Here is a 25,270-nt window from a genome sequence, read left to right as displayed (position 1 = left end):
CAATGCTTTCGAATTTGCTTCGTATTCATTTGTGCATTGTAATGTAGAATTTCAGAGTCTTTGAAACGTTCCGTTTGTACTTCTCTCGCTTTTATGACACGTTCACGAATTGCTGCGCTTGTTTCACCTTTTCGTTCTTTCGATAACTTTTCAAACGGAACTGGCGTGACTTCTATATGAATATCAATTCTGTCCAATAAAGGTCCAGAAATTTTCCCCATATAGCGATGCATTTCCATCGGAGACGCTGCCATTGGCGAGTTTGGATCGTTGAAAAATCCGCTGGGACTCGGATTCATACTGGCTACCAACATAAAACTACTTGGATAGGTTATGGTAAATCGTGCACGAGAAATCGTGACTTCTCGGTCTTCCAACGGTTGTCGCATGACTTCTAAAACACTTCGTTTGAATTCTGGTAATTCATCTAAGAATAATACGCCATTGTGCGCCAATGAGATTTCTCCTGGTTGCGGATAACTTCCGCCGCCAACTAAAGCGACGTCAGAAATTGTATGATGCGGATTCCGAAACGGTCGCTCTGCAATGAGTCCTGATTTGTCTTTTATATTACCAACAACCGAATGAATTTTGGTCGTTTCTAAGGCTTCATGTAAGGTTAATGGCGGTAAAATGGATGGCAAGCGTTTGGCTAGCATTGTTTTTCCTGATCCTGGTGGACCAATAAGAATAATATTATGTCCGCCAGCTGCTGCAATTTCCATGCAACGTTTAATGCTTTCTTGCCCTTTTACATCAGAGAAATCGAATTCTGGAAAGGCTAGATTTTTTAAGAATTCTTCGCGTGTATCAATAATGGTTTGCTCTAGCGGTTCGTCAGCATCAAAAAAATTAATAACCTGTCTGATGTTTTGTACACCATAAACTTCCAAATTATTGACAACGGCTGCTTCTTTGGCGTTTTGTTCTGGTAAGATAAACCCTTTAAAACCTTCTTCACGTGCTTTGATGGCAATTGGTAATACGCCATTTATGGGTTGTAGACTTCCATCTAAAGACAATTCGCCCATAATGAGATAGTTGTCCAAATTTTCAGATTGAATCTGATTCGATGCAGCCAAAATTCCCAATGCTAAGGTTAAATCGTACGCGCTGCCTTCTTTTCGTAAATCGGCAGGAGCCATATTGATTGTAATTTTCTTTCCAGGGATTTTATAACCATTATTTTGCAAAGCTGAAGCAATTCGGTAATTACTTTCACGAATGGCATTATCGGGCAAACCAACCAAATGATAACCAATTCCTTTCGCAATATTAACTTCGACAGTTATCGTAGTAGCTTCAATACCAAAAACGGCACTTCCATAGACTTTTTTGAGCATTTTTAGATAGGTTTTATATAAAACTATCTTTTTATCTCATACAGACCGTAAATTAGTTCGTAAGCGTTGATTTTTTTGTGTGAGCGTGACTTTTTAAAGTAAAAAACCTCATTTTCAAAAGAAATGAGGTTTTTTATATCGTATAACTTTTTGATCTATTTTTTGATGATTTTTTGTGTTTGAATGCCAAATTCTGTTTGGATTTTCACGAAGTACATTCCTTGTGATAGATCGCTTACATTTAGTTCAAATTCTTTTTTTGAATTAGATAGTACAGGTGATTTTAGCAATTTACCATTAATGTCTAATACAGTAATTTGATGTATTGGAAATTTTGCTTGAATTATTAATTTGTCTTTTGCTGGATTTGGAAACATTGCGATCGTGTTTTCACCAAATTCAACAACCGATAAACGATCTACAATTTCGGTACTTGCAATATTGGTTGTAATTGGTGGATTGAAATCGAAAAAAATGTCAGCCACACCATTGATAATATCTCCAATAACTACATTACTTTTCGGCTTTATTTTGAAGGCAATATGTCCATGCGAGTTGGGTTCATCATTAGTACTGTCAGCCAAGTTGATGTCATCAAAAATAAATTTGATGTTGTTACCATCTGTTATTTCTACACGACCTGCATGACTCATGGTTTGCAATTGCAAGGTAGTCCAATCCAATTTGTTGTCCAATATGTGTTGTACTCTTACATTTATGGCACTTGCTGTTCCTGTATTTTGAAAACGAATGATGTAATGCAAGTACTTGTCTATGTCTTCTATTAAAATTTCATCACCTTCTAGTACACGAATGTCATTAGGATCGTAAGACCCGATAACAATTTGTCGTAAGTTGAATACATTATCATTTGGAGTTTCGTCACCAGGTATTGGGTTTATGGTAGCTGAGGACGACAGTATATCATCTATATTAGTGGTTGGTGGTGGGAAAACATTAAACACTAAGTCTATAGTTCTGGTTTCAAATGGGTTTAAATCCGCATAGTTAAATGTAAGTGTATTACTTGTTTGTGAAGCAACGATTTGACTAGCATTTAAAAACTGCATTTTAGAGTCATTAAACTCAAAAGTAATATCACCACTAAGTTGTGTAGTACCAATATTATTATATACAATTTGATACGAAGTATTAAAACCTGGGCGCGGATCGTCTATATTAGGATAAACTGTGATATTTACATCGTTATAGGTTCCTGTTGTTTGCAAACAAAAATCTACAGTATCCGTATTCCCTACTCCTGTAAAATTTGATGTTGCCGAAGCAGGAGTTACAGTGTAATAATCAGGCAATGGTGTTACTACGGAAGTCGTAAAATCACCTGATCCTGGGAATAATTGATAGATTCCATTGTTGAGAGAAAAAGTAGATAAGCTAGAAGCTCCGTCTGTAGTTTCTATTAATAAGTTCCCAATCGGTAAATCAGTATCATCACAGCCATTAGAATTCATATCAATTGTAATCTCTCCATTTATTTCATTAGCAATAGTTCCTAAATTTTTAAACCAAGCAATTTTATCATCAAAAACTGATGTAGAAAGCACATCCATAGCTCCATCACCATTTAGATCACTAGCAAAAATTGAGGTTGCACCATCTGCCGATGTTGTAATAACCTGTTGTACTCCAAAAGTACCTTGACCATCTGTGTTTTCGTACCAGGCTACTGTATCATTATTACGAGAAGAAGACAATACATCTATATCGCCATCATTATCTAAATCACTCGCATAAACTGAGCGCGCACCATTTGCCATTGTGGTAATAGTCTGTTGAGCTCCAAAAGTACCTTGACCATCTGTGTTTTCGTACCAGGCTATTTTATTATCATTTACTGAAGCCGATAAAACATCCATATCACCATCATTATCTAAATCACTCGCATAAACTGATCTTGGTTCATTTACTGATGTTGTGATAATTTGTTGGGGACCAAAACTGCCTTGACCATCTGTATTTTCGTACCAAGCTATTTTATTATCAAAATAAGATGCAGACAATACATCCATATCACCATCACCATCTATATCTACTGCATAAACATCTGTTGGATAATCTGCGTTAGTAGTGATAATTTGTTGGAGGCCAAAAGTACCCTGACCATCTGTATTTTCATACCAGGCTATTTTATCATCATTTACTGAGGCCGATAAAACATCCATATCACCATCATCATCTAGATCACTCACAAAAATTGAGATAACACCATCTGCAGATGTTGTAATGCCTTGTTGGGTCCCAAAAGTACCTTGACCATCTGTGTTTTCATACCAGATTATTTTATTGACACCACTTGATGCTGATAGTACATCTTTATCGCCATCGCCATCTAAATCTGCTGCATGAATTGAGCCTCCTCCATCTCCATTTGAAATGATTTTCTGATCTTTAAAAGTTCCTTGACCATCTGTATTTTCATACCAAGCGATTTTATCAGGAAACGATGTGGAAAGTACATCCATATCGCCATCGCCATCTAAATCACTTGAATACACCGAACCCGGTGATCGTGTCAATGGAGATACAGCTTGTTGAGCTCCTACTGTACCTTGACCATCAGTGTTTTCGTACCAAGCAATTCGATCTCCCCAATAAGATGAGAAAATAACTTCTGAGTCACCATCACCATCTAAATCTGTAGCATGAACATAGTTTGGAGAAATTTCAAGTGTTGAAACAACCTGATCATCAGCAAAAGTACCTTGACCATCTGTATGCTCAAACCAAATTATTTTTTTATTAGGATCTAAAGGAGAAACTGAAAGCACATCTATATCGCCATCACTATCAAAATCTGTTGGATAGAATTTTCCTGAACTGGCACTAAATGTATACCCAATAATTTGCGGACCTACAAAAGTGCCTTGCCCATCCGTATTTTCAAACCAAACTATTGATTGCGAATAGTCAGACATTATGTCCATATCTCCATCCCCATCTACATCAAGAACATATAATTGGCTAATGAAAATTGCACCAGTCGTGATGATTTGTTCCGTTCCAAAAGTACCTTGACCATCTGTGTTTTCGTACCAAGCTATTTTCTTATGAGAAAGCGATCCAGAAACTACATCCATATCTCCATCCCCATCTAAATCACTTGCATATACTGAAGTTGCTCTATTTGCACTTATGGAAATGATTTGTTGTACTCCAAAAGTGCCTTGCCCATCTGTGTTTTCGTACCATGCTATTTTATTATCCGAATCCGATGCAGAAAGGACGTCTACATCACCATCTCCATCTAAATCTACTGCAAAAACTGATTGTGCATCAGCTGCTAATGTTGTAATGATTTGTTGCGCACCAAAGGAACCTTGACCATCTGTGTTTTCATACCAAGCAATTTTATCATCATTCGCTGAAGCAGAAAGCACATCCATATCACCATCACCATCTATATCTGCAGCATACACAGATTTTACATTATTTGCTAACGTAGAAATAATTTTATGAGCCGTAAATGAGCCTTGTCCATCTGCATTTTCAAACCAAACTACTAAACTAGGAGAAAAAGCGAGCAAATCCATATCGCCATCGTTATCAATGTCAACAGAATGGACATCATTAGGAGCATTTATATAATTCGTTATCGCATTTTCTTCAAATCCAATTTGTCCAAATCCAAACTGAGTTATTGTTATTGCAAACAGGAGTAGTAATTTTTCTTTCATAGGTAACTTTTTTTAATCGGTAATCTTAAATTTTGTTTTTTCTTTTACATCTTTTCCTTTTTCAATTCTAATTAATATACTTTATATTTAAAGTCTTTAGGAATAGAAATGTTTTGTGCTATCTAAATATAGTAGATTTTCTTTCACCAAATTTTAATTCATAGATAAATTCGATTAACATTCAACATTTTAGTCAACTGTAACTATTTTAAGCCTTTATTTAGTCTTTCGCATACAACAGCCAAAGTTTCTAATGCTAAGTTATACATTGCCTTCTTTACATACATTGGGTGGCACCATACATATTCTAATTTTCTTTTCTGAAATTTTATAGCTCTTATTATGTAAAGCTGAAGCAATTCTGTAGTTACGTTCACGAATGGCATTATTGGACAAACCGACCAAATGATAGCCAATTCTTTTAGCGATATTTACTTCAGCAATAATTGTAGTGGTTTCAATACCAAAAAACGGCACTTCTATAGATTTTTTGAGCATTTTTAGATAGGTTTTATATAAAACTATCTTTTTATCTCATACAGACCGTAAATTAGTTCGTAAGCGTAGATTTTTTTGTGTGAGCGTTGATTTTTTATGTAGGAAGAAGAAAAAAATAAACAAGCTTGAAGAATATTCAAGCTTGTTTGCAAAAGTATTTATGCACACCACACAATCAATGAATTACATGCAAATCCAATCGTTTGATCGCAAGCTGGTCCAAATGAATGACATGCTCCTGGTGGTGTAGTCTCTAACTCACAATTTTCTCTCATCGTAATTCCACCTTTTACTTTATTCACTTGAAAGTTACTGATTGTTTCTTTTTTAAGTTTTGTAATTTTTAATTTTGATTTTTTCATAATAATCGTTTTTATGAATGATACCTACTCTATTTAAAGGTTTTCGGTTTCGCCTTAATTAATGCATTAATATGACCGAAAGTTAGGTTGGTATCGCTCCGAAAAAAAACAAAGCATCCTTATTTTGAACAAAATAAAGACGCTTTTTCGTTATGAATTTGGAATTACTTTTTTAATGATTACAGATTTCTCCATCCGTAGGTCTATCAATGTGAATCGGCTCTGTATCGTCGCCTATGACGCATTGACCTGCTACTAATTTCACCATAATTGCTGTTGCAATTGTACGTTTTTTTAACTCGATTTTTTTGTTCGTTTTTGATTTCATAATGTGAATGTTTTTAAAAAATTAATATATGTAGCTTATTTTTCCAATATGAATTTGGTAAAATATTCTCTTCAATGATAGTAAATAAGCGAGTTCTTTAAAAAATACAGTTCCTAATTTTGAACAAAATGTGGTGCTAATCGGGTGTTTTTTCAAGTATTTTTTTGATGTAGTCAGATGGTTTTACGTTGGTTCTTTCCTTAAAGTGTTTTACAAAGGAATAATCACTTTTGTAACCAACTTCTTTTGCAATTGAAGCGATTGAAAATTTACAGAATTTTGTGTCAGTTTGTAATCTATTGATTGTATACGTAATGCGAAGCTCATTGATATATTCGTTGAATTTCTTCTTTTTGTGCGTTCTTATAATTTGTGATAAGTAGCTTCTATTGGTTTTTAGCTTTTTTGCCATCGCGCTTAAACTACAATCTAAGCTTAAAAAGTAGTTTGCAGCTTCTAGTTTGTCAATTCCTTTCAAGATAGCAGCGACTTTTTCATCTTCAATGTCAAACAATTTTTGCGCACTTTTCCTGTTCGTAATATTATGGTATTGCGTGTTTAACGATTCTATTTTGGAAGTCAGTTTGTTAAATACAACTTTGTTTGATCGTTCTTTTTTCACCGATCTAGACAATGTAACAATCCAAATTATGATAAAAATAGCAGCACAAGCTACTGCATACCATATAATTGTATTGCTTTCCTCCTTTTCTTTTTTTAGAACCGCGATTTGATTTTTGAAAAGTTGTGTTTCCTCTTCGTATATTTTGGTTTGCACCTTATTTTTATCTTTCTCTAAGATTGCATTCAGTTTTAAATACTCATCATGCCAAAACAAGGTTTGCTCAGTATTTTGAAGTTTGTTATAACTTTTTGCCAATAGTAAATATGTGTCTAATATATATACATCTCTCTTGGAATCATTTTCCAATAGTTTGATCGTTTTTAGAAGTTGATCGACAGTCTGTTGATACTTTTCTTGTTTGAAGAAACTCGCTGCTAGAAAGTAGTTTGTATAGGTTTTTTGATAGAAATCATTTGTTAACGTATCCTCTTCTAAAATATCTTCAGCTTGGTGTAAATGATTGAGCGCATCCTTATACTTTTCTTTTTTATATGAAATGATTCCTTTTTTGATAAGTAAATCTACTTTTCCATGTGAATAGTTTAGCTTTTCACTGATAACGAGTCCGTTTTCTATATGATTTAAAGCAGTATCCAATTGCTCCATATCCAAATAGGTTTCGCCTAAAATGGTAAGTAAGTTTACATGATTTCGCTTGTTTTTATAATCAGTTTCATCAATGATTTGTAGTGCTTCTGTACATTTTTCCAATGCTTTTTTATACTGACGCATCATTCTGTGAATGACTGCAATATTCATTCTTGCAAAAAACTGATAGTTTGCATTCGCTTCTTTTTCTGCAACTTGTAAAAGCGAATAATAGGCAGTTAAGGCATTTTCATTTTCACCTTGTTGCATGTATATATTTCCTTTTCTCAGATATGCTTTCGAAAGATGAGTGGCCTTTTGATTTTTTTTACTGATTTCAATGCTAGCTTCCGTAAGCGTTAAGCTTTTTCCGTATTGTTCTTTTTTGTAGAAATAATACGCTAAGTCGAGCGCATGTATTACCCAATCATCATCTTTTGTATCAATGTCGAGAAACTGATTGAGAAAGCCTTCTATATTTTCAGATGATGCAGATTTTATCTGTTTCACCAATTCTTCCGCAGTAATTTGTTGTGCATTTGAGAACGTACATGTTAAAAATAGGATACAGAATATGTGTGTTACTTTTAACATTGTGTACTAATTGAATTGGTTGTTTGTATTCGGTTTTATTTAAAAGTAAGAACTTTTATTGGATTTGCAAACGTCAATCCATTCACAACTTCTTTCTATAAAAAATATAATTGCATATCTTGGCGGTATAGAGATTAAATATGAATATAGACTTTCTAATTTCCCTTGCCTTAGGGCTCATAATGTTTGGCATAGGTTCTTCTTTAAGAATAAGGGATTTCAAAAATGTATTTAAAAGCCCAAAAAGCCTAACCATAGGCTTACTATTACAAATTATAGCGTTACCTATATTGGCTTTAATTATTGTTTCCTTTACAAATTTGAGTCCTGAGTGGAAAATGGGAGTTTTTATAGTATCTATCTGCCCTGGAGGAACTACATCCAATTTCATAAGTTATTTATTGAAAACAGATGTGGCTTTATCAATTTCATTAACCGTTGTCAATTCTTTTATAATCTTATTTACCATTCCAACTTTAGTTTTTTTGGGATTGGACTATTTTGAATTGGAAAACAGTAATGATAATTTTAGTCTTATAAATACGATTACACAAGTTTTCTTGACTTTAATTTTTCCAGTTTTAATTGGACTCTTTTTGAATGAAATGTATTCTAAAGTAATTCAAAAAATACAAAACTATCTAAAGTATTTCAACATTATTTTGTTGGCGTTTGTTTTTGGTGTAAAGTTTTTTGCATCTGAAACTAATGGAGGAAGTGGTATAAATACAGAAATAATTTACATTTTACTTCCTTCTTGCCTATTACTTCATTTGATTTCAATGTTGGGCAGTTATTTTTTATCGCTAAAGTTAAATTTGAATAATCTACAATCAACTACCATTGGAATCGAAGTAGGTTTGCAAAATACGGGATTAGCATTGCTTGTAAGTACCACCATTGTTAAAAATGAAATTATGGCGCAACCTGCATTGGTTTTTGCTATTTTTTCTTTTTTCACAACCTTAGTTCTTGGTTTTGCTATGAAAAATAGAGGTCAAATAGTAAAGAGGTTTTCTAAAAGAAAAGACTCATAAACTAAGTGCAAAATCTATGTGAGTTCTGTTTCAAATAAATAATTTTTACCACTAAATTTCCACAAAACCATGCTGAAACGCATAGGTTACCAACTCCGAAACGGAATGAATGTTGAGCTTGCTGTATAAGTTTTTTTTGTGCGATTGTACCGTGTTCACTGAGATAAAAAGTAGTTCTGCAATTTCCTTTGTTTTTTTGTTTTGTGCGATGAGTTTTAGAATGTCTATTTCTCTCGGCGTGAGTTTTACGAGTTCTGCTTGCTTTTTTTGTGAGGCTTCTTGCGGATCGTTGAGCAAAATTGCTGTCAATCGCGGATCATAGAAGTTTTCTCCATCAGCTACTTTTTGAATTGCTTCTATCAACATAGTTTTGCTGGTACTTTTTAAAACATACCCTTTCGCGCCTTTAGCAATTGCATCTTTGATGAATTTTACCTGATCGTGCATAGTTAGCATCAAAACATTTTGTGGAATCCCCGCTGCTGTTAAGGCATCCAAAACATCCAACCCATTCATTTCGGGCATAGAAATATCTAATATTAAAACGTCTATTTTATGAGCGCGTATGTATTGCAACGCTTGTTTTCCAGAAGTCACAATATGAATTTCATACAGATCTTCACTTTGTAGCATAATCGCTATGCCTTCAGACACTAAATTGTGATCGTCACAAATAAGTAATTGTAGCTTTTTCATATCGGTATATCTATGTTTACAGTTGTACCACGAGTTGAATTTGAATCAATATCGCAGTTTCCATTCCTGATTTGTATTTCTTTACGTAGATTTTTTAACCCAATTCCGTTTGCCAATTGCGTAGCATCAAACCCTTTTCCATCGTCTTCTACCATGATATTTATTGCTTCTATATTTTTAGTAATGTAAATGGTTAAGGTCTTCGCATTTGCGTGCTTAATGGTATTATTGACCAATTCTTGCAAGATTCTAAAAATAAAAATACTAGTTTGTGAGTTTTTAAAATTCTCTAAACCATGAATTGCCGTATGCACTTTGAGTTGTTCATTGGCGACTTTATCCGAAAAATTTGTAATCGCCGTTTTCAGATTGAATTCTGGTATTGGATCTTGATCAAAACGATGCGAAATACTTCTTATTTCATGCGTAATGGTTTGAATAATTTGAAGCGTTTTGTCATATAGTTTTTTAGTGCCTTTGTGCGCTGTCATCACTTTTTCATCAAAGGCTTGAAAGTGAAAATTCACCGATGTAAGCAAACTTCCAATGTTGTTGTGTAATTCTTTTGAGATAGATGCTTTTTCTTTTTCTCGTGCTTCCAAACTTGCATTGATGATTTGAATTTCTTGATCGTTTACTAAGTTATGAATCCGTTCTTCCAGTAATAATTCTTGTTGTCTGGCGAGTTGACTCGTCGTTTTTTTCAATTTATAAAAATAGAATGCAATGATAGATACTAAAAGAACTACCACGCCAAACGCGATTAAAAAAGCATATAGTTTTTCATTTTCTTGCTGCTTTCGAAGCGCTTTTTCTTCTGCCAAAGCATTGTCTTTTTCTAACAAAGATACTTCTGCTTTTTTCGCTTTTGCCTGATACGATTTTTGTAATGCTGACAAATCCCAAAGTTTCTCTTCATTGAATACAGAGTCGCTTAATTTTTCATATGCAATTCGATATTGATAGGCTTTTTGAAAGTTTCTTTCGTCGTACGCAATTTCGGCTTTCATTTTGGTCAAATACTTCTCAAAGGTAAGTTTTTCTTGATCTTCAGAAAGTTTAATAGCGCGCTCAAATTCAGCTTTTGCTTTTGCATTTTGATTCGCTTCGCGATACATAGAAGCTTTCGATAAATGAATTTTAGCCAATAAAGAAGTCTTCATATCTGGTGTTATATACTGCAATGCTTTGTCTAAATATTCAAAAGCAGTTTCCGGATTTCGTACAGACAATAATTCAGCTACATTAATATAACTTTCAACCAATCGTGAAGAGTCTAGTAGTTTTTCTCTGAGTTGAATGCTTTTTTCTAAATAATCTAAAGAAAGTTCATCTTCGCCTTTTTCATAAAATAATGCGCCTAAATTATTATATAATTTGGCAATTTCTACTTCATTTCCAACAGATTGATGGTATTTAAATGCTTTTTTATAATAGAATTCTGCCAGATTATAATCAGATGATAAACTATATACATTTGCTAAGTTGATATACGTTCGCATCGTTAGTTTTGTCAATGTATCTTTTTTGTTTAGCAATAACGATTGATTGTAATGATATACAGCACTATCGTATACACTTTTTTTGGCATATACATTGGCCAAATTAGAATGTGTCTTGCTCAACTGTTTATTGGTAATACTACTATCCTGAATTGTCAATGCCTTTTGATACACTTCTAATGCTTCATCAAACAATTCATTCCGTTTGTATAGTAATGCCTTTGTATTGTAAACAGCCAATAGACCTATATAATTTTTTATTTTATGTTCTAACTTTTCTGATTTTTGTAATACATGAAAAGCACTGTCTAGGTTATTTTTATAATTCCAATAATACGACTGAATGCGTAAACTTTTGGCAATACCTTTTGTATAATTGTTTACTGTAGCTAATGAATCTGCCTTTTTGGCTGTTAAAAAAACAGTTTCCCAACGCTGATTTCTCATAAAAGAAAATGCCTTTTTATTTAGACTATCAATATGCCTTTGATAATTTACTTTTTCTGTTGAATGCTGTTTTTGGCAACGAATATGTATCAATGTACAGCACAAAATTAAGTATGTAATACATACATTTCGAAATATTTTTAACATAACATCCGCGTAATTAATTCGTAATTGTTTATTCTAATCCTTCATCAATTTCATCACAATCGTCATACGTAATTACTTTCCGTTTTGTTCCATCAGGTTTAACTCCATTGATTTTGACTTCTACCACTAATATGGAGTTTTCATCCTCGTCAAAATCAAACTTAGTGTTTTCATTTTTGACTTTATCTATTATTAACTTGCCTTCAAGAGTATCTACTGGTTTTTCAGCCACTACAGGTTCTCCTTTAGGAATTAAGTTCACAAAAAGGCGAACAATATTTAGCGGTTCTTCTCCTTTAGTTGTAAGATTTTTTATGTCTTCTGAGGAAAATTTTGCTATCATAAAATTTTCCAATATGGTTTCTATCGCTACTTCTACATGAATTTTATTGGTAGATTTTGCATCTTTTTCTTTTGCGACTTTTACTAATTTTAATGATTTTATTGGATTGTCGTCAGTTTTCATGGTCTATACGGTTAGTGATTAATACACCATGAATTTAGTTAAAAATTCTTTCATCAAAAGAATATAATAAGCTACTTATTATTAAAATAAAAAAACAGAGTAATATGTATTTTTATTACTCTGTTGTTTTTCTCGTTTCATTTATGCTGGAAGAAATTTCCCTGAAGGCGCATCGTAGGTAACAGAAAGTTCGTTGATACCTGCTCCAAATTTTAAAGCAGTTTTCTTAGATGTCACTGTAGTTACCACCGAATTACTTTTTACTTGCGATTGTAACCAGATATACACAGTTGTATACGGCGTCATTATTGCTGTACTTGCTAATAATACTGGTGCGGCAGATACTGCGTTTCCTCTGATATCTGTACCATTTACATTAGCATCTTGAAACAAACCAACAGTCATAATTCGCTTATTTGGATTGTCGGTTCCTGGAATGATTCCACCAGAATAACTATTTGTAAGTGCATACGAGTTTGCTTCTCCTCCACTCAAAGGTCCAGAAACGGTTGCATTGTCTTCTAAGACATATAGTTTGTTCATTGAAGCCCCAACAGGAACGCTTGATAATTGACTTAGTTGCGCACCATTTTTGACTTCGCTCGTAGAAGCGTAAATTCCATATTCTTCTTTCCACGAAAGTGTATTTGCTTGAAAAGGTTTGAATACTTGCCAAGCCACATTTGGATCGTCTCCGCCAATAGATGGTTTTGCAATAATAACACTGGTTCCTGAATCGTAGATGGCACGTAATTCGTCATCTGAAAAAGCAATTTGTAATTTGAATGTAGACATAATATATAGTTTTGATTTTTGTTCCTACTCTTTTATGGCTTTTCGGATACCGCCATTTTATAAAATTTATGCTTGAGTTTTTGAGTTTTCTCGATACGTAAATCCTTTGCTTGAAAATTGATCAAAATTCATCCACTTGTCAGGGAAAGCTTTTCCCCATCCTAAGGAAACTTTCATCATATTTCCTTCTTGTTTGTATCCATACACAACAACTCCATGTCCCGCTTTATCATCGCCCCATTTTCCATGACCATCAAAGAGAAAAGGTTCATTTCCATCAATTATTTTTTGCAAAAAGGCGAAGTTCTCACCATCTTTATGTAGCATTTTCCACGTAAGTCCGAAGTCTTTTAAGATTTCTTTCCCTTTGATTGTATTGCTGTCCTTAGTACTTCCGTTATCTGTTGTTTCCATAAGCGTATGCAACTTCCATATTGTTTGCTCTACAACGTTACACTGACTCGGATTGCTGGTACTGAAATGACTAGGCCAATTAATTGTCCAACAAGTATTTCCTCTCCAAATTTTATTGTGACCAGAAATGTTTGTTCGTTTCAATGCTGATAATAACATCGCCCAAGCTACAGGTACGCAACCTGAAATTTTTCTTGGGTGACATGGTGAATTGTTAGAACTTCTATCAATAGTACACACTTCTCCAAACGTGTAGGAACTACAGTTTTGTTGGTATTGAGTTGGTTTTGCATTTAAGGTTTTACTTGGCAAACTTTCTGTACGAACCTCATTTAGTTCTTCCCAATATCTTGCAACCATTTCTGTAGAAAAGACCTCTGATGGCTGTCTGTTTAATTCTTCTCTAACATCTTTGGTTAGGATAAAAAAGTTTGGAATGTTGAGGAGTACTTCTTCTTTACTACTTACATCTTCTAAGGATACATATAACTCTGTAGAAGAGACAAAATGGTATTTTCTTGGTGTTGCATTTATGTGAGAAATTGACAATGCTGGCTGCAACATTTGATCAATTTGTTCTTTGAGTGATACACCTTCTGTAGCATATTCTACAATTGGCGGCAACTCTTTGGATTCTGATACTAACAAATATCCTGCACGCTCCATTGTTTTTTTGTTTTCCAACGGAATGTCATACAAGCGAATCGTGTTGTTCCACCAGAATACATTTTGAATTTCATTGGATGATCCGGCAATTTTTAGGTGATTCCATACTCTTGGGTCATCTTTTTTGTTCTGCTCTATAAATTTTACAGCAGTTTCATATACATTTTCCATGATAAAAATTTTAAAGTTGATTAATGATTGCAATTACATTTTTGGTATTGTTCAGCAATGAGAAGTAATGCCAAATCGCCCGAACTCATATTGTAGTCTTGTCCTTCTTCAGCTAATGCAAGTGGCATGGGCAATTTTACAGGGAATGTTCTTTCAACACATTGTTTACCTAGTAGTGGAACTTCACCACAACCTTTTATGAAAAAATTGAATTCTATATGCTTATCGGTTTTTTTGAAATCTGTAATCTTAATTTCAATTGTTATATTTTTAATAGGAGCAAATACAAAGCTTGTATTAGAATTCAGTGTAAAAACTTTTGCATAATTCTCTTTGGCTGTTTTGGCAATTACTTCTAAAACTACCGTTCCACTTCCATCTGCGGTAAATCTGACACTTGGTTGAAACTTATATTTTTCTGGTGCGTTTTTTTCCACATAACGGACATTATAGCCCTCGTAGACAGCACCATTTTCAGCTTTTATTATTGTAGTATGAAATGACATAACACTTTTGTTTTATAGTTTGATTCTTACTCTGTTTAGGATTTTCAGATACCTCCGTGCCTAAATGATCATTTAATTGTACCCTCCAAAAGTAGCTAGGAGATACAGGCGGCAAAACACATGGAAAGGTGATTTTTGCCTCACCTGTTTATGTGATATTTTGGTTTATGAAGATGGTTTTTGAAGCACTAAAAACACGCGAGAGTTCTTTAACACTAGGCTTGTTTTCTATTTAAGAGAAGAAATGAGGCACTTTACTCATTCAAAAGGTTTGTTCACCTTTTTATCATTTTGCATACATTATTTATACTGTATATTTGATTACATCAAAAAGAAATTGTGCATGTCTTTGAAATATTATATTATTCTATTCTTTACCACTTTTTATACTTCTACAATGTTGGGACAAAAAGCATTTGAGGTAGATGCATACGGATATATTTCAAATCCTCAATTTCATGAACTGATTAAAGAAAAAGGGTATGAATTGGTGGGAAACTTTTCAAAAGTCAAAAAACGATCGAAAACCTATTATGCGAAAGTTTTAAAATATGATCAATGGGGTTTTATAGATTCGTACGGAAATGAAGTCATTCCAGTGAAGTACGCAACCGCTAGTGATTTTAAAAATGGTGCTGCTGTAGTTTCATCAGTTACATATAAAAGTATAGGAGTTATTGATAGATGCGGAACTAGTAATTATACTGTTCATTATAAGTATGAACTTATAGATGTTGATGGAAATACAATTAACACGTATGACTATATTTCCCCTTTTTATTTTGATACTACGGTAGCAATGAAGAATGGGAAAGCAGGAATGATCAGTCGGAAAGGAGAAATTGTTGTGCCTTTTGAATATGACAAAATAGAACAGTATCGCCCATATACAATTGTATCTAAAGATAAAAAATGGAGTTATTTGAATTCTAAAGGAGAACCAAGTACCGATTTTATCTATGATCGATTTGCCACTTATAACGGATTTTTCATGGGCTATGTTGGTGAAGAATTTGTGTTAATTGATTTTGACACAGGAAAACAATTGACTTCGTTTATGAATGCCACTTCTAACTTTCAAGATCATAATATGTCAAGGCAAGCAAATATGAATTCAAAAATGCTTGTTGTAAAAACAGAGGAAGGTTATTTTGCTTTTAATCAAAAAGGAAAAAAAATAACTTCAAAAAAATATACCAGAATTGAACAATTAACGAATGAATATTTGTCAATTCGCGATGGAGATTGTTGGGGAGTTATGAATTTTAAAGGGAAAATCATTATTCCAACTAGATACGATTTTTCGTTGTATTATCACGGAGAAGGCATATTTATTGGACAATTTAATGATGAAGTTAAAGCTGTAGATGCAAGATCTGGCAAAGAAGTATTAGCGCAATACAGGCTAATTGGTCCCTTTGTAAACGGACTTGCGCCGATTGTAGATAAAGAAACAGGAAAACACGGATATATTAACAGAAAAGGGAAACTTAAAATTCCTATGATATACGATAGTGTAAGCCATAGAATAGCAAAAAATTCTCCACTCCGAAAAGATTCAAAATGGGGCGTCATCAATAAACGTGGTAAAACAATTATTCCTTTTATATATAAAGAAATCAGAATGTTATACGATACTTATGCTGTACGCTTAGGTTCCAAATGGGGTTTGCTTGATAAAAAAGGAACTGTTTTAATGCCTATTCAATATGAAAGTATATCTCGTTATTATTCAATTGATAATGAACAATATAGAATAGTATTGAATAACAAAGTTAGTATTGTAACCAAAACGAATCGTGTTATTATTCCTTTAAAATATAATGGAATTGGAGATAGAACCCACAATGGTTTGTTAAAGGTTTCTTTGAATGGTTTACAAGGATTTATAGATGTCGTTACTGGAAAAGAAGTTATTCCGCTATTATATACAGATGTAGACGATTTTGAATTTCTTTCTAAAAAGGATGGTTTTGCAAAAGCTTTTGATGCTGAGCATAATGCTTTTATACTTGATCGCTATGGAAATAAGATTGGTGTTGATGAGTACGATGATCGTTTTTAAGATTTTTTACACGAATATATTTTATATAAAATATTTACACCATTCTCCCTTCTTTAATAAATTCTCTTTGAATAGCGTCGATTAAGATTTCATTAGTGAGTTGTGTTCCGCCATCTGCCAAGACTTGTAAGCATGCGTATTGTACAATATTTACAATGTTTGCTCCTGTAACTTCATGTTCTTCAGAAATGGTTTCTAAATCAATTTCATCACTCATAAAAGCATCTGGAATGTATTTTTGCCAGAGTTCTAAACGCTCAGGAATTCCTGGGCTTTCAAAATCAATAATGGATTGAAATCTTCGTGTAAAAGCTTTATCAATGTTACTGCGATAGTTAGATGCTAAAATGACCAAACCTGAGTGCGATTCAATTCGTTGTAGCAAATACGATACTTCTTGATTTGCATATTTGTCATGTGCATCACGCACACCTGTACGTTTTCCGAAGATAGCATCAGCTTCGTCAAAGAAGAGAATCCAATCTTTATTTTTGGCCTTGTTGAAGAGACTGGAAAGGTTTTTTTCGGTTTCTCCAATATATTTAGATATTACTAAAGATAAATCGATTCGATAGACATCTTTTCCTGTGTGTTTTCCCATCAAACTTGCCGTGAGCGTTTTTCCGACTCCTGGTGAACCAAAGAACATAACTTTGTAACCTGGCTTGATTTTATCTTTCATATTGAAATCGTTCAGTAAGGTTTCGTTGTGTTCCATCCAAACGAGTACGTTATTGACTTCATCGAGCGTTTTTTGGTTTAGGACTAAATCTTCCCATTCCATTTCTGTTTCTAACAATTCGGCTGGGAAATTTTGACTTAGTTTTGGTTTTGAAACCGAACCATATACGAACAATTCTACATATTCAAAATCTAACAATAAAGTTCCACTAATTTTTGGTTCGCCCATAGGCACATTTCCTAATCTTAGAATCGATTTTTTGGCAAATGCATGTTCTTCATTGAATATAGATATGATAAAGTTTCGCGCTCTGTAATTCGTTCCAACCACAATAAATATAGCTGTTTCACCTGTTGGTAAAATACCGCGATATTGCGTTCCTTTTACACCTCCAAATTCTGGAAAGTCACTTCCATCAGGAAAATATTCAGAAAGTATACTGGTTAAAAAACCTGGTGCTATGTATGGTAACATGGAAAGCAGCAGTATGAGTATTTCATAGATTTGAAAGTTATTTTCTGTTACAAATTTCGAAAACTCCGAATCGTCATTGGCAAAGTCGAAAGTAGGAAATGCAACTTCATCTTCACTTCCAGAAATTTCTACCAATCGAAATCGTACGGCTTGCTTTATATAATCTATGAGTTCTGTAGTCATGGTTTTCAAGGATTTATGTGTAGTAAAACAACTCTTTTTACCTGCTATATTTTAACATATAAATAAAAGAATAGTTGTTGTTTTATGAAACCGTTGAAACACTTTTTTTAAGGGTGTTTTTCCCCTTTTTTATTTTTAGTTTTGAGCTTTTTAAGCTGTAGATTTACTTTTGTTTTGTATACCAACTTTGTATGTATAGTTGATTGTTCGATTAAGTATCTAATTCATTACTATTATTAAGACACTAACTTTTGGATTAACACAGAATCGAATTTTTATAATTAGGTTATTAGTCTTTATAGTACCAAAAAGGAACTTTAGATATATTCCAATTTGTTGTATCGCCTTTTCGGATTCTTAAACGGTTAATTTTTAAGATGTGTTTGCCTTCTTTTAAATTTTTAGTGCTAACGTAGGTTTCAAAACCTAAATTCCCTTTTTTACTCTTAGCTATAATAAAATCAGTATCATATTTAGTGGTATCTATTTTTACTGAATACATATCATTAAATGTTTTTAAGTAAGCGCGTCTTATACTATCTCTTTTTCCTCTTTTTATGCTAACATTGTTACCAAATGTAACAACCGATGTTAATCCACGAATATCTTCATCTGGCTTTAATTTTGGGTTAAAGTTAAATATCCTGTCTTCTACACTTTCAGAAAATAAAATAAATACTTTGACATAATTATCAGAGATCACTTTTGATTGAATTGCTACGTGATCAATAAATCCATCACTTTTATATAATAAATCTTCATAGTTATTATTGTTAGCAACATATTCATTTGAAGTCATGTCGTTCCCTAAAACATTTGAAACATTGTATTTAAGCGTTGTTGTTAATGCTATTAAGATATAAAATGGTACCAATGCAAAACTTAATCGCTTTCCAAACTTATTGTCTAGAAAGTTATAAACCAATGGTCTATACAAAAAAGACAAGGTAATAAATCCAAAGACTCTATATATAGGGAAATAAATGATAGATAGCCATTTTTTCTTTTTAAGAAAACCTAGCGTTAAAAAGTCAATTAATGTGAGAAGCATTCCTAAAACGATAAACACAATAAGTGTTATACCAACACCTTCAGATAGCCAGCTAGGTAAATCATCATTGCCTATTAATAGATTTCCAATTAAAGCAATGGCGAGTATGGTGAACGTTATTGCCAAAACATAAAAGATGAGCAAAAAAGAAATTGCAAATATTACGCTACAATAGTTTTCTAATGTTCCAATGTACTTATCGAATGAGCCAACTCTTTTCTTTAAGTGTTTCGTGAATTTCTGACTGTATTTTAAACTATCATAATCAATATCTCCCGATACATAGCGCAAGCCTAAAGCACCTATCCACAATCCGCGCAATAATACATGAAACAATAGATTAAAAATTAATATATAACACGATATTGTTGCTACAAGAGAAATAATAAACGTATATATTCTGCGATTATTTTCGGCTTCCAACAGGTTATCTGTAATCGTTGGAATGGCTGTAAATAAACCAAAAATTGCAAAACCAGAGATTAGTAACTCTAGCTGCCAACTTTCTTCTTGAAGTTTGTGTAATAGCTTTTTAAATTCTGGTTTCGTATAATTGTTCTGCATTCATTTTTATTTAATCGTAACAAGATTCTATTTAATTAAACCGTAAAACAAATCATCTATATAGTAAAGGAAACTGCTATGTGTATGCATAATAGCAGGGTTCTACTCGCAAATTTTTCAGTTTTACATTGGTACAATATACGCATTGCGATTATTTTTATTTCAAAAAAGTGTTTGAATGAATTCGTAAAGCTTTAATTTTATGCTTGTAAGACCTTCATATTGATTAAATAAACAATATAGTCTCAAGGATAATCATCAATAATTAAAGTCTGGAAAAATAGTTTTTATTTCCTTTTTTAGATAAGGTATCTAATTTTTCTATTACAAAATTTGGAATATAGAGATATAAAAGAATAGTTGTGGTTTCGTACTCTTTTTTAATGAAAGCTTTTAGAGTAGTACTTATTTAATTTACCGATTTCCGTAAAACTCTACTTTTAATGGTTCTTCACTGAATTCAAACCCTGTGAGTTTTTCTTTTTCGATTGCTTCTTTAAAACGGTTAGAAATATAAAACCTTCCATTTAATTCAAGATTGAATAAGTCTGAAGGTTTATTTAATACAATTTTCCATGGTTTAATGGCTAGCTTATTTTCAGAATCTGCTATTATTTTTCTTGAAATATCCCAAAAAGAATCTTCGGTTACTTTTTCTTCATATACATGCTTAAACGACTCTTTCAAATCATCAAATATTGCAAATTCAGATTTTTCAAAATCAACCATTACATTTGTTTCTTCAATATGCATCAAAAAGTAATCGTGGATATTTTTTTTATGATGGACTTTACAAGGAATCAATTTCGAATTTTCAACAATAAAATTTTTATATAATTCCGTAAATTTTTGACTGTAAAAACATTCATGCCAAAAAAAGCGTGAATACATCAAGTCAGTCATATTTGCTTGATCCAAAGCTTTGAACTTGGTTAAATCTAATTCTTCATTAATGCTACCAAAAAAGTCACTGTACGCCTCAAAACGTTTTTCTGTATTATTTTCAGCGTCAATAAAATCATTAATCTGATAAATAACATCTTGCGCATAAATGAAGCCTATTTCATTTTCATCGGTACTATTATTTAATCGATAATATTTTAACTTTTCCATAAAGATATATTTGGCGGTGTTGATTTATTGGACTCTAATGTACTAAAAAACCATATCATTAAGTCTTACTTTTTTATCAGCTGGTAGTAATTTGTTAGCTTCGATTAATTCATCAACTTTGCTACCTACTTTTGCTGCAAAGGCATCCATAAATATTTTTGCCTGTTCATCTGTCATTTTGGCGATATCTTTAATTCTATTATTTTTCATAAATACTTTCAACTGATCGTCCATAAACTTTCCAACATTTATAGTATATTTTGGATGACTGGCATGAATTCCGTCTGCTAAGCCGTCTAAGCTACTACTAAATTTTTTAGCCCAACGTGCATTAATCAAATCATTAAATTTAAAACCTCCTTTGGTTGCTTTTTGTAATATTTTACTTGTTTTTAAAAGAGCAACAGGCAATAAATGGTGTGCTTCAAATAAGCTTGTATCAAACACTTTACCACTATCTTCCATAGCTTTTAAGAGAGCTTTTCTAAGATGACTTCTTTGTTTTACGGCTAGTGCTGCATCTTCTCCGATTACTTTACCTAATGCTACATAATCAATTTTAACAGCTCCATTATTTATTTTAGCTATTTTATCTGGAGAAGCGATTATTTCCTCTAATAAATCGTCGTAGATTTTTTTATTTGGTTTTAAAGCTTCTTCAATGACATCTGCATTTTTAAGTCCTTTAGAAGCATCACTTGTTTCTTTTAATCCCGTCGCAAAACTACTTGTAGGACTCTCTTTCCCTATACCTACTAATATTCCATCTACTTCATCTCCATTTTTTGTAACAAACTTTCCTTGTTCACCGACGTTTTTACCTCCTTTTGTTTTAACTTCTTCTAGCTTTCCACTAGCCAATAATACCCAAGGATTTACACTTCCATAGATTTGAAACCATTTCCCTTTTCGCTTAAACTTAAAGCCTTTAAACTTAGCCTTCTTCATCATTCGTTTGGCGAAATCATCTACTGTTTTAGCGCCTTTCCCAATACCTTTACCTATTCCTTTAACACCAGTAACTATTTTTGTTCCTGTTTTTAAAAGTCCTTTTCCAGATTCTTTGAATCCTGTTCCTAAAGCTTTAAAAGTATTTTTTGTTCCTGTAACTGCCATTTTTAATGAGCCTTTTACACCTGATTTTAATACTTTAAGTAATGCAGACATATCAAATAATAGGATGAAAATCAGTTCAACCAATAAGATTCCAATGGCTCTAGCTAATGCTGCGCCACCTTTGACAATATTTCCTGCCCAACCATCAGTGATATAGCTTCCAAAGAATCCTGAAGCTTTCAGTAATGCTGCTCCTGCCATTAACGCTGCAAATATTTGAAGTGCAGGTGGAACTAATGAGAATACTGCTCCTCCTGTAGCTATGGCTAATGCTGTAATTGCTAGTACAACTAAAGTTCCAATAGTTATATATAGTGCTTTATTCTCCTCCCATTTTTTCTTAATGGCAGTCATCATTTGTGTTTTTAAGTAATAGAGTCTATCGCCAACGCCTAGAGGCTCTAATACACGCATTGCAGGCGGAATAGCAGCTTGATCTGCTGCTTGCTTACCTTCTGCTGAATCTGGTGCTTTTTGTGGTGCTTGTGCACTTTGCTTATTGATAAACCAATCTATTTGCCCAGTAGTGTTTCCATATAATTCAGCTGGCATTACCATTCCGCCACCACCAGCTCCATCTGCATCTCCAGTAATTCCACTCATTTCGTCTGCGGTTGCTGAACTTGAAGCTGCATCTGTTTGGCTTGACATGTCTAAATGCTCCATTGTATTTACATTGGAAGCTCCAAATTCTAGTTCTCCATTATCTGGAATTGACAATACTTGAGCCATGAGTTCTGATGATAATTGCATATCATTTGGCACAGACTCTACTACAAAATCTTCAGGTGCATATTCTCCTTTGCTTGCATAGGCAGCTATAGGATCTGTTCCTCCTGCCGTATCTGTATCTATTGCACTGATTGCTCCATACGGTGTATTTCGTTCAAATGGTAATGGTTTGGTAACATCCATTCCAAGGAATTCTTCTGATAGTTGTCCCCAAAAATTAGAAGGCATTTCTATTGCAGCACTTACTAAATTAGCCAATCCACGCATTATTTTAATGAGTCCAACCGTTAAGAATTTCATCGCATCTAATAGTAGATTGAATGCGGCTTGATATAATGCTAATATTGCGTCTAATGCGGCTCCAAGTAAGTCGAGTAAGGCATTGACTGCTTTTTTGAGTCCTTCTGCTAATGCATTTACAGCTGAAACCGCAACGTCTACGGCTTTATCAATTGCTGCATTAAATTTGTCTCGTAGTTTTGGAAAAGCTGCCAATGCTATGTTTACAAAGCCTTTTAGGACTTCTCCAAAAGCTTTAATCATTCCAACAATAGCATCACGTGCAAGATCAATTAATTTGTTTGCTAATTTTTTAGCAGCTTCAATTAAACCTTTAACAAGCTTACGTAAGCCATCAAAAAGTTTGTTGAGCCCTTCTTTTAGTTTGTCAAAGAAATCGCTTACTGCGTCAATAGCTCTATCCCACCAACTTTTCTTTTCAGAATCTTTTTTGGCTTGTGCTTTTTTAGCTTCTGCTTCTTTGTCAGTTTTGTTAACTTCCTTGTCTGCTTCTTTTTTTGCTTTGTCGTATTCGGTTGTAATTTTAGAATCTGCATCTTTTACTTGCGCATCTATATCGCCATCAACTTTTTTCTTTTCAGCTTCTGATTTTTCGCTGTATTCTTTCTTTACATTTTCATTTTCCTGTTTCCATTCTGTACGTTGTCCTTCAACATCTGCTTTTGCTGTACTTTGCGCAGTTTCTTGTTCTTGTTTTACGCGTTTCGTTTCATTATCAATATCAGTTTCGGACTTGATACGTTCTTTTTCCTGATCTGCTTGCATTTTAGCATATTCCGCATTTTGTTCTTCCATATGCGGTGCTAAATCTGCATCTAATTGTGCTTGGGCGCTCGCATCAAAATTACTTTGAACCTCAGCAGATAATACAGGCATTTCATCAGAGAGTTGCGTCATTTTTGGTGGTTCTGATAGTTCCACTGTTGGTGATAACATTTCTAGTTCCATTTCAGGATAGATGTCATCTTCGCCTTTGTAGAGTTTGCTTTCTGCTAGGTTTTTTTCTTGTTCTTTATTCGTTGTCGCTGTAGATTCGTCTAGATTTTCTTTGTTTTTAGTAGGATCTCCTTGCCCTGTTAAATCCACTGCTGGTTTTTCACCAGGATTTGTATTTACGCTTTCTGAAGTCGGTAAGTTTTTAATTCCGCTTTTGATTTCCGATTTGCGATCGTCATCACTTCCGCTTTTTCCAAATCCGAAGAAACTACGAATACGTGCCATCGCAGAACTTGCAGGCTGTATGCTTTCTGTCGCTATTTTTTCACCTTCCTTTTTTCCTTTTGGAGCTAAATCGCCAAGTATAGATTTGTCTCCTTTTATTTGTGCTCCAACTTGGTCAGATGCTGCTTTTGCTTTTTGCTTTTGTGCTGCAGATTTTGTTTGAATTCCTGTTGGTTGTTCTATTTCTGGAAGTGAGTCTGTGAGTGTGCCTTGCTCATTTTTTTGAACTTCTCCTAAAGTAGTACTTGATTGTTTTACTCCTTTTATAAAGTTTATAGGTGTTTGACTTGCCAATCCGTCTGCATATACTTTTCCATTCTCTGTTGGCAATACTAATGGCGCATCGTCTTCTTTTTTCTTTTCTTTTTCGGCTGTACCAGCTTGCGCAGCACTAGGCACTGCAAACTGATTTCCTCCGCCTCCGCCACCTTTATTGGCTTTTCCGCCTTGAGCAGTTTTAGACTTTCCTTTTGTTTTAGGCTTTGGCTCAGCGTTTCCTTTTGCTTCCGCATTACCTTTTGCTTGAGTTGTGGAAGCATTTTTGGCAGCATTTTCTGATTTTTGTGAAGTTTCAGATGTTACTTCTTGCGCTTCTACTTCTACATTTTCTTCTTTTTTCTCTTCTTTGTTTTCGGGATTGTTTGGAATTATTGATTTTGTCTGAGAAGTAGAACTCATAAAAGGAGTACTAGCCGTTTCTGTACTTTCTTGTGTTTCTTGTTGACGTGTAGGAACTATAAATAAGTCTGTCTCTTCTTTTGCGCTTGTATTTTCTTTATTCTTTTTTAATTGAGTTGGCGCAATAAACATGCTCGACCGAGAGGAATTTCCTTTCGATTTGTCAGTTGTATTTTTTTGAGCACGCGCTGTATTCATTTGTCTTTTTAGT

Annotated in this window: 18 protein-coding genes; 2 read left to right on the top strand and 16 right to left on the bottom strand. The window is 33.5% G+C overall.

Annotated features, from left to right (window positions below):
* The 6 genes from ACRBBL_RS02155 to ACRBBL_RS02130 form a co-directional block, all read right to left on the bottom strand.
* On the bottom strand, window positions 1–1,343 hold a 1,343-nt coding region (locus tag ACRBBL_RS02155), incomplete at its 3' end, for a YifB family Mg chelatase-like AAA ATPase (RefSeq protein ID WP_431367393.1).
* A gap of 155 nt (window positions 1,344–1,498) precedes the next feature.
* The gene (locus tag ACRBBL_RS02150) at window positions 1,499–5,038 is read right to left on the bottom strand and encodes a T9SS type A sorting domain-containing protein (RefSeq protein WP_431367392.1); all 3,540 of its coding nucleotides are present in this window, start codon (window positions 5,036–5,038) and stop codon (window positions 1,499–1,501) included.
* Between the two features lie 261 nt (window positions 5,039–5,299).
* Window positions 5,300–5,536: a magnesium chelatase domain-containing protein gene (locus ACRBBL_RS02145; RefSeq protein ID WP_431367391.1), complete on the bottom strand. Its 237-nt coding sequence runs from the start codon at window positions 5,534–5,536 to the stop codon at window positions 5,300–5,302.
* A gap of 158 nt (window positions 5,537–5,694) precedes the next feature.
* Window positions 5,695–5,898 (bottom strand): hypothetical protein, encoded by a 204-nt coding sequence (locus ACRBBL_RS02140; RefSeq protein WP_431367390.1) that lies wholly within the window; start codon window positions 5,896–5,898, stop codon window positions 5,695–5,697.
* A 172-nt stretch (window positions 5,899–6,070) separates the two neighbouring features.
* On the bottom strand, window positions 6,071–6,226 hold the full coding sequence (locus ACRBBL_RS02135; RefSeq protein WP_431367389.1) for a hypothetical protein: 156 nt from the start codon (window positions 6,224–6,226) through the stop codon (window positions 6,071–6,073).
* A 136-nt stretch (window positions 6,227–6,362) separates the two neighbouring features.
* Entirely contained in the window at window positions 6,363–8,033 is a 1,671-nt protein-coding gene (locus ACRBBL_RS02130; protein WP_431367388.1) for a helix-turn-helix domain-containing protein, read from the bottom strand.
* A 140-nt stretch (window positions 8,034–8,173) separates the two neighbouring features.
* Between ACRBBL_RS02130 and ACRBBL_RS02125 the strand changes: the two genes are divergently transcribed.
* A complete protein-coding gene (locus ACRBBL_RS02125; RefSeq protein ID WP_431367387.1) occupies window positions 8,174–9,070 on the top strand; it encodes a bile acid:sodium symporter family protein in 897 nt (298 codons plus the stop codon).
* A 51-nt stretch (window positions 9,071–9,121) separates the two neighbouring features.
* On the opposite strand, the gene ACRBBL_RS02120 is transcribed toward ACRBBL_RS02125, so the two are convergent.
* The 6 genes from ACRBBL_RS02120 to ACRBBL_RS02095 all read right to left on the bottom strand — a co-directional run bounded on the left by ACRBBL_RS02120 (window position 9,122) and on the right by ACRBBL_RS02095 (window position 14,880).
* Entirely contained in the window at window positions 9,122–9,766 is a 645-nt protein-coding gene (locus ACRBBL_RS02120) for a response regulator (protein ID WP_431367386.1), read from the bottom strand.
* Window positions 9,763–11,715, bottom strand: coding sequence for a tetratricopeptide repeat-containing sensor histidine kinase (locus ACRBBL_RS02115; protein ID WP_431367385.1), 1,953 nt, complete (start codon window positions 11,713–11,715; stop codon window positions 9,763–9,765). The genes ACRBBL_RS02120 and ACRBBL_RS02115 overlap by 4 nt, the downstream gene beginning before the upstream one ends.
* Window positions 11,716–11,890: 175 nt before the next feature.
* A complete protein-coding gene (locus ACRBBL_RS02110; protein ID WP_431367384.1) occupies window positions 11,891–12,328 on the bottom strand; it encodes a hypothetical protein in 438 nt (145 codons plus the stop codon).
* Window positions 12,329–12,469: 141 nt separating this feature from the next.
* A complete protein-coding gene (locus tag ACRBBL_RS02105) occupies window positions 12,470–13,123 on the bottom strand; it encodes a hypothetical protein (RefSeq protein ID WP_431367383.1) in 654 nt (217 codons plus the stop codon).
* Between the two features lie 66 nt (window positions 13,124–13,189).
* Window positions 13,190–14,374 carry a hypothetical protein gene (locus tag ACRBBL_RS02100; RefSeq protein ID WP_431367382.1) on the bottom strand — a complete coding sequence of 395 codons (1,185 nt, stop codon included), beginning with the start codon at window positions 14,372–14,374 and terminating at the stop codon, window positions 13,190–13,192.
* Window positions 14,375–14,394: 20 nt separating this feature from the next.
* Window positions 14,395–14,880 (bottom strand): hypothetical protein, encoded by a 486-nt coding sequence (locus ACRBBL_RS02095; RefSeq protein ID WP_431367381.1) that lies wholly within the window; start codon window positions 14,878–14,880, stop codon window positions 14,395–14,397.
* 343 nt (window positions 14,881–15,223) lie between these two features.
* Between ACRBBL_RS02095 and ACRBBL_RS02090 the strand changes: the two genes are divergently transcribed.
* Window positions 15,224–16,945, top strand: a complete 1,722-nt coding sequence (locus ACRBBL_RS02090) for a WG repeat-containing protein (RefSeq protein WP_431367380.1) — start codon at window positions 15,224–15,226, stop codon at window positions 16,943–16,945.
* 34 nt (window positions 16,946–16,979) lie between these two features.
* Here the strand turns inward: ACRBBL_RS02090 and ACRBBL_RS02085 are convergent, their stop codons facing one another.
* The 4 genes from ACRBBL_RS02085 to ACRBBL_RS02070 all read right to left on the bottom strand — a co-directional run bounded on the left by ACRBBL_RS02085 (window position 16,980) and on the right by ACRBBL_RS02070 (window position 25,257).
* A complete protein-coding gene (locus tag ACRBBL_RS02085) occupies window positions 16,980–18,284 on the bottom strand; it encodes an ATP-binding protein (RefSeq protein WP_431367379.1) in 1,305 nt (434 codons plus the stop codon).
* Between the two features lie 289 nt (window positions 18,285–18,573).
* On the bottom strand, window positions 18,574–19,899 hold the full coding sequence (locus ACRBBL_RS02080; protein ID WP_431367378.1) for a hypothetical protein: 1,326 nt from the start codon (window positions 19,897–19,899) through the stop codon (window positions 18,574–18,576).
* A gap of 414 nt (window positions 19,900–20,313) precedes the next feature.
* Window positions 20,314–21,012 (bottom strand): hypothetical protein, encoded by a 699-nt coding sequence (locus ACRBBL_RS02075; protein WP_431367377.1) that lies wholly within the window; start codon window positions 21,010–21,012, stop codon window positions 20,314–20,316.
* Between the two features lie 42 nt (window positions 21,013–21,054).
* Complete coding sequence (locus ACRBBL_RS02070) at window positions 21,055–25,257, bottom strand: hypothetical protein (RefSeq protein WP_431367376.1); 4,203 nt, start codon at window positions 25,255–25,257, stop codon at window positions 21,055–21,057.
* Window positions 25,258–25,270: the final 13 nt, after the last annotated feature.

Origin of the sequence: Kordia sp., from assembly GCF_050633145.1 — a bacterium.
Classification (GTDB): Bacteria; Bacteroidota; Bacteroidia; order Flavobacteriales; family Flavobacteriaceae; genus Kordia.
The sequence above is the reverse complement of the archived record's forward strand: the minus strand, read 5'-3'. Positions and strand labels throughout refer to the sequence as shown.

Excerpts from the sequence above, each read along its gene's own strand:
- ACRBBL_RS02080 (WP_431367378.1), bottom strand. The coding sequence starts at position 19,899 with ATGCAGAACAATTATACGAAACCAGAATTTAAAAAGCTATTACACAAA.
- ACRBBL_RS02115 (WP_431367385.1), bottom strand. The coding sequence starts at position 11,715 with ATGAGAAATCAGCGTTGGGAAACTGTTTTTTTAACAGCCAAAAAGGCA.
- ACRBBL_RS02095 (WP_431367381.1), bottom strand. The coding sequence starts at position 14,880 with ATGTCATTTCATACTACAATAATAAAAGCTGAAAATGGTGCTGTCTAC.
- ACRBBL_RS02085 (WP_431367379.1), bottom strand. The coding sequence starts at position 18,284 with ATGACTACAGAACTCATAGATTATATAAAGCAAGCCGTACGATTTCGA.
- ACRBBL_RS02070 (WP_431367376.1), bottom strand. The coding sequence starts at position 25,257 with ATGAATACAGCGCGTGCTCAAAAAAATACAACTGACAAATCGAAAGGA.
- ACRBBL_RS02150 (WP_431367392.1), bottom strand. The coding sequence starts at position 5,038 with ATGAAAGAAAAATTACTACTCCTGTTTGCAATAACAATAACTCAGTTT.
- ACRBBL_RS02075 (WP_431367377.1), bottom strand. The coding sequence starts at position 21,012 with ATGGAAAAGTTAAAATATTATCGATTAAATAATAGTACCGATGAAAAT.
- ACRBBL_RS02105 (WP_431367383.1), bottom strand. The coding sequence starts at position 13,123 with ATGTCTACATTCAAATTACAAATTGCTTTTTCAGATGACGAATTACGT.
- ACRBBL_RS02135 (WP_431367389.1), bottom strand. The coding sequence starts at position 6,226 with ATGAAATCAAAAACGAACAAAAAAATCGAGTTAAAAAAACGTACAATT.
- ACRBBL_RS02100 (WP_431367382.1), bottom strand. The coding sequence starts at position 14,374 with ATGGAAAATGTATATGAAACTGCTGTAAAATTTATAGAGCAGAACAAA.
- ACRBBL_RS02110 (WP_431367384.1), bottom strand. The coding sequence starts at position 12,328 with ATGAAAACTGACGACAATCCAATAAAATCATTAAAATTAGTAAAAGTC.
- ACRBBL_RS02145 (WP_431367391.1), bottom strand. The coding sequence starts at position 5,536 with ATGCTCAAAAAATCTATAGAAGTGCCGTTTTTTGGTATTGAAACCACT.
- ACRBBL_RS02140 (WP_431367390.1), bottom strand. The coding sequence starts at position 5,898 with ATGAAAAAATCAAAATTAAAAATTACAAAACTTAAAAAAGAAACAATC.
- ACRBBL_RS02130 (WP_431367388.1), bottom strand. The coding sequence starts at position 8,033 with ATGTTAAAAGTAACACACATATTCTGTATCCTATTTTTAACATGTACG.
- ACRBBL_RS02125 (WP_431367387.1), top strand. The coding sequence starts at position 8,174 with ATGAATATAGACTTTCTAATTTCCCTTGCCTTAGGGCTCATAATGTTT.
- ACRBBL_RS02120 (WP_431367386.1), bottom strand. The coding sequence starts at position 9,766 with ATGAAAAAGCTACAATTACTTATTTGTGACGATCACAATTTAGTGTCT.
- ACRBBL_RS02090 (WP_431367380.1), top strand. The coding sequence starts at position 15,224 with ATGTCTTTGAAATATTATATTATTCTATTCTTTACCACTTTTTATACT.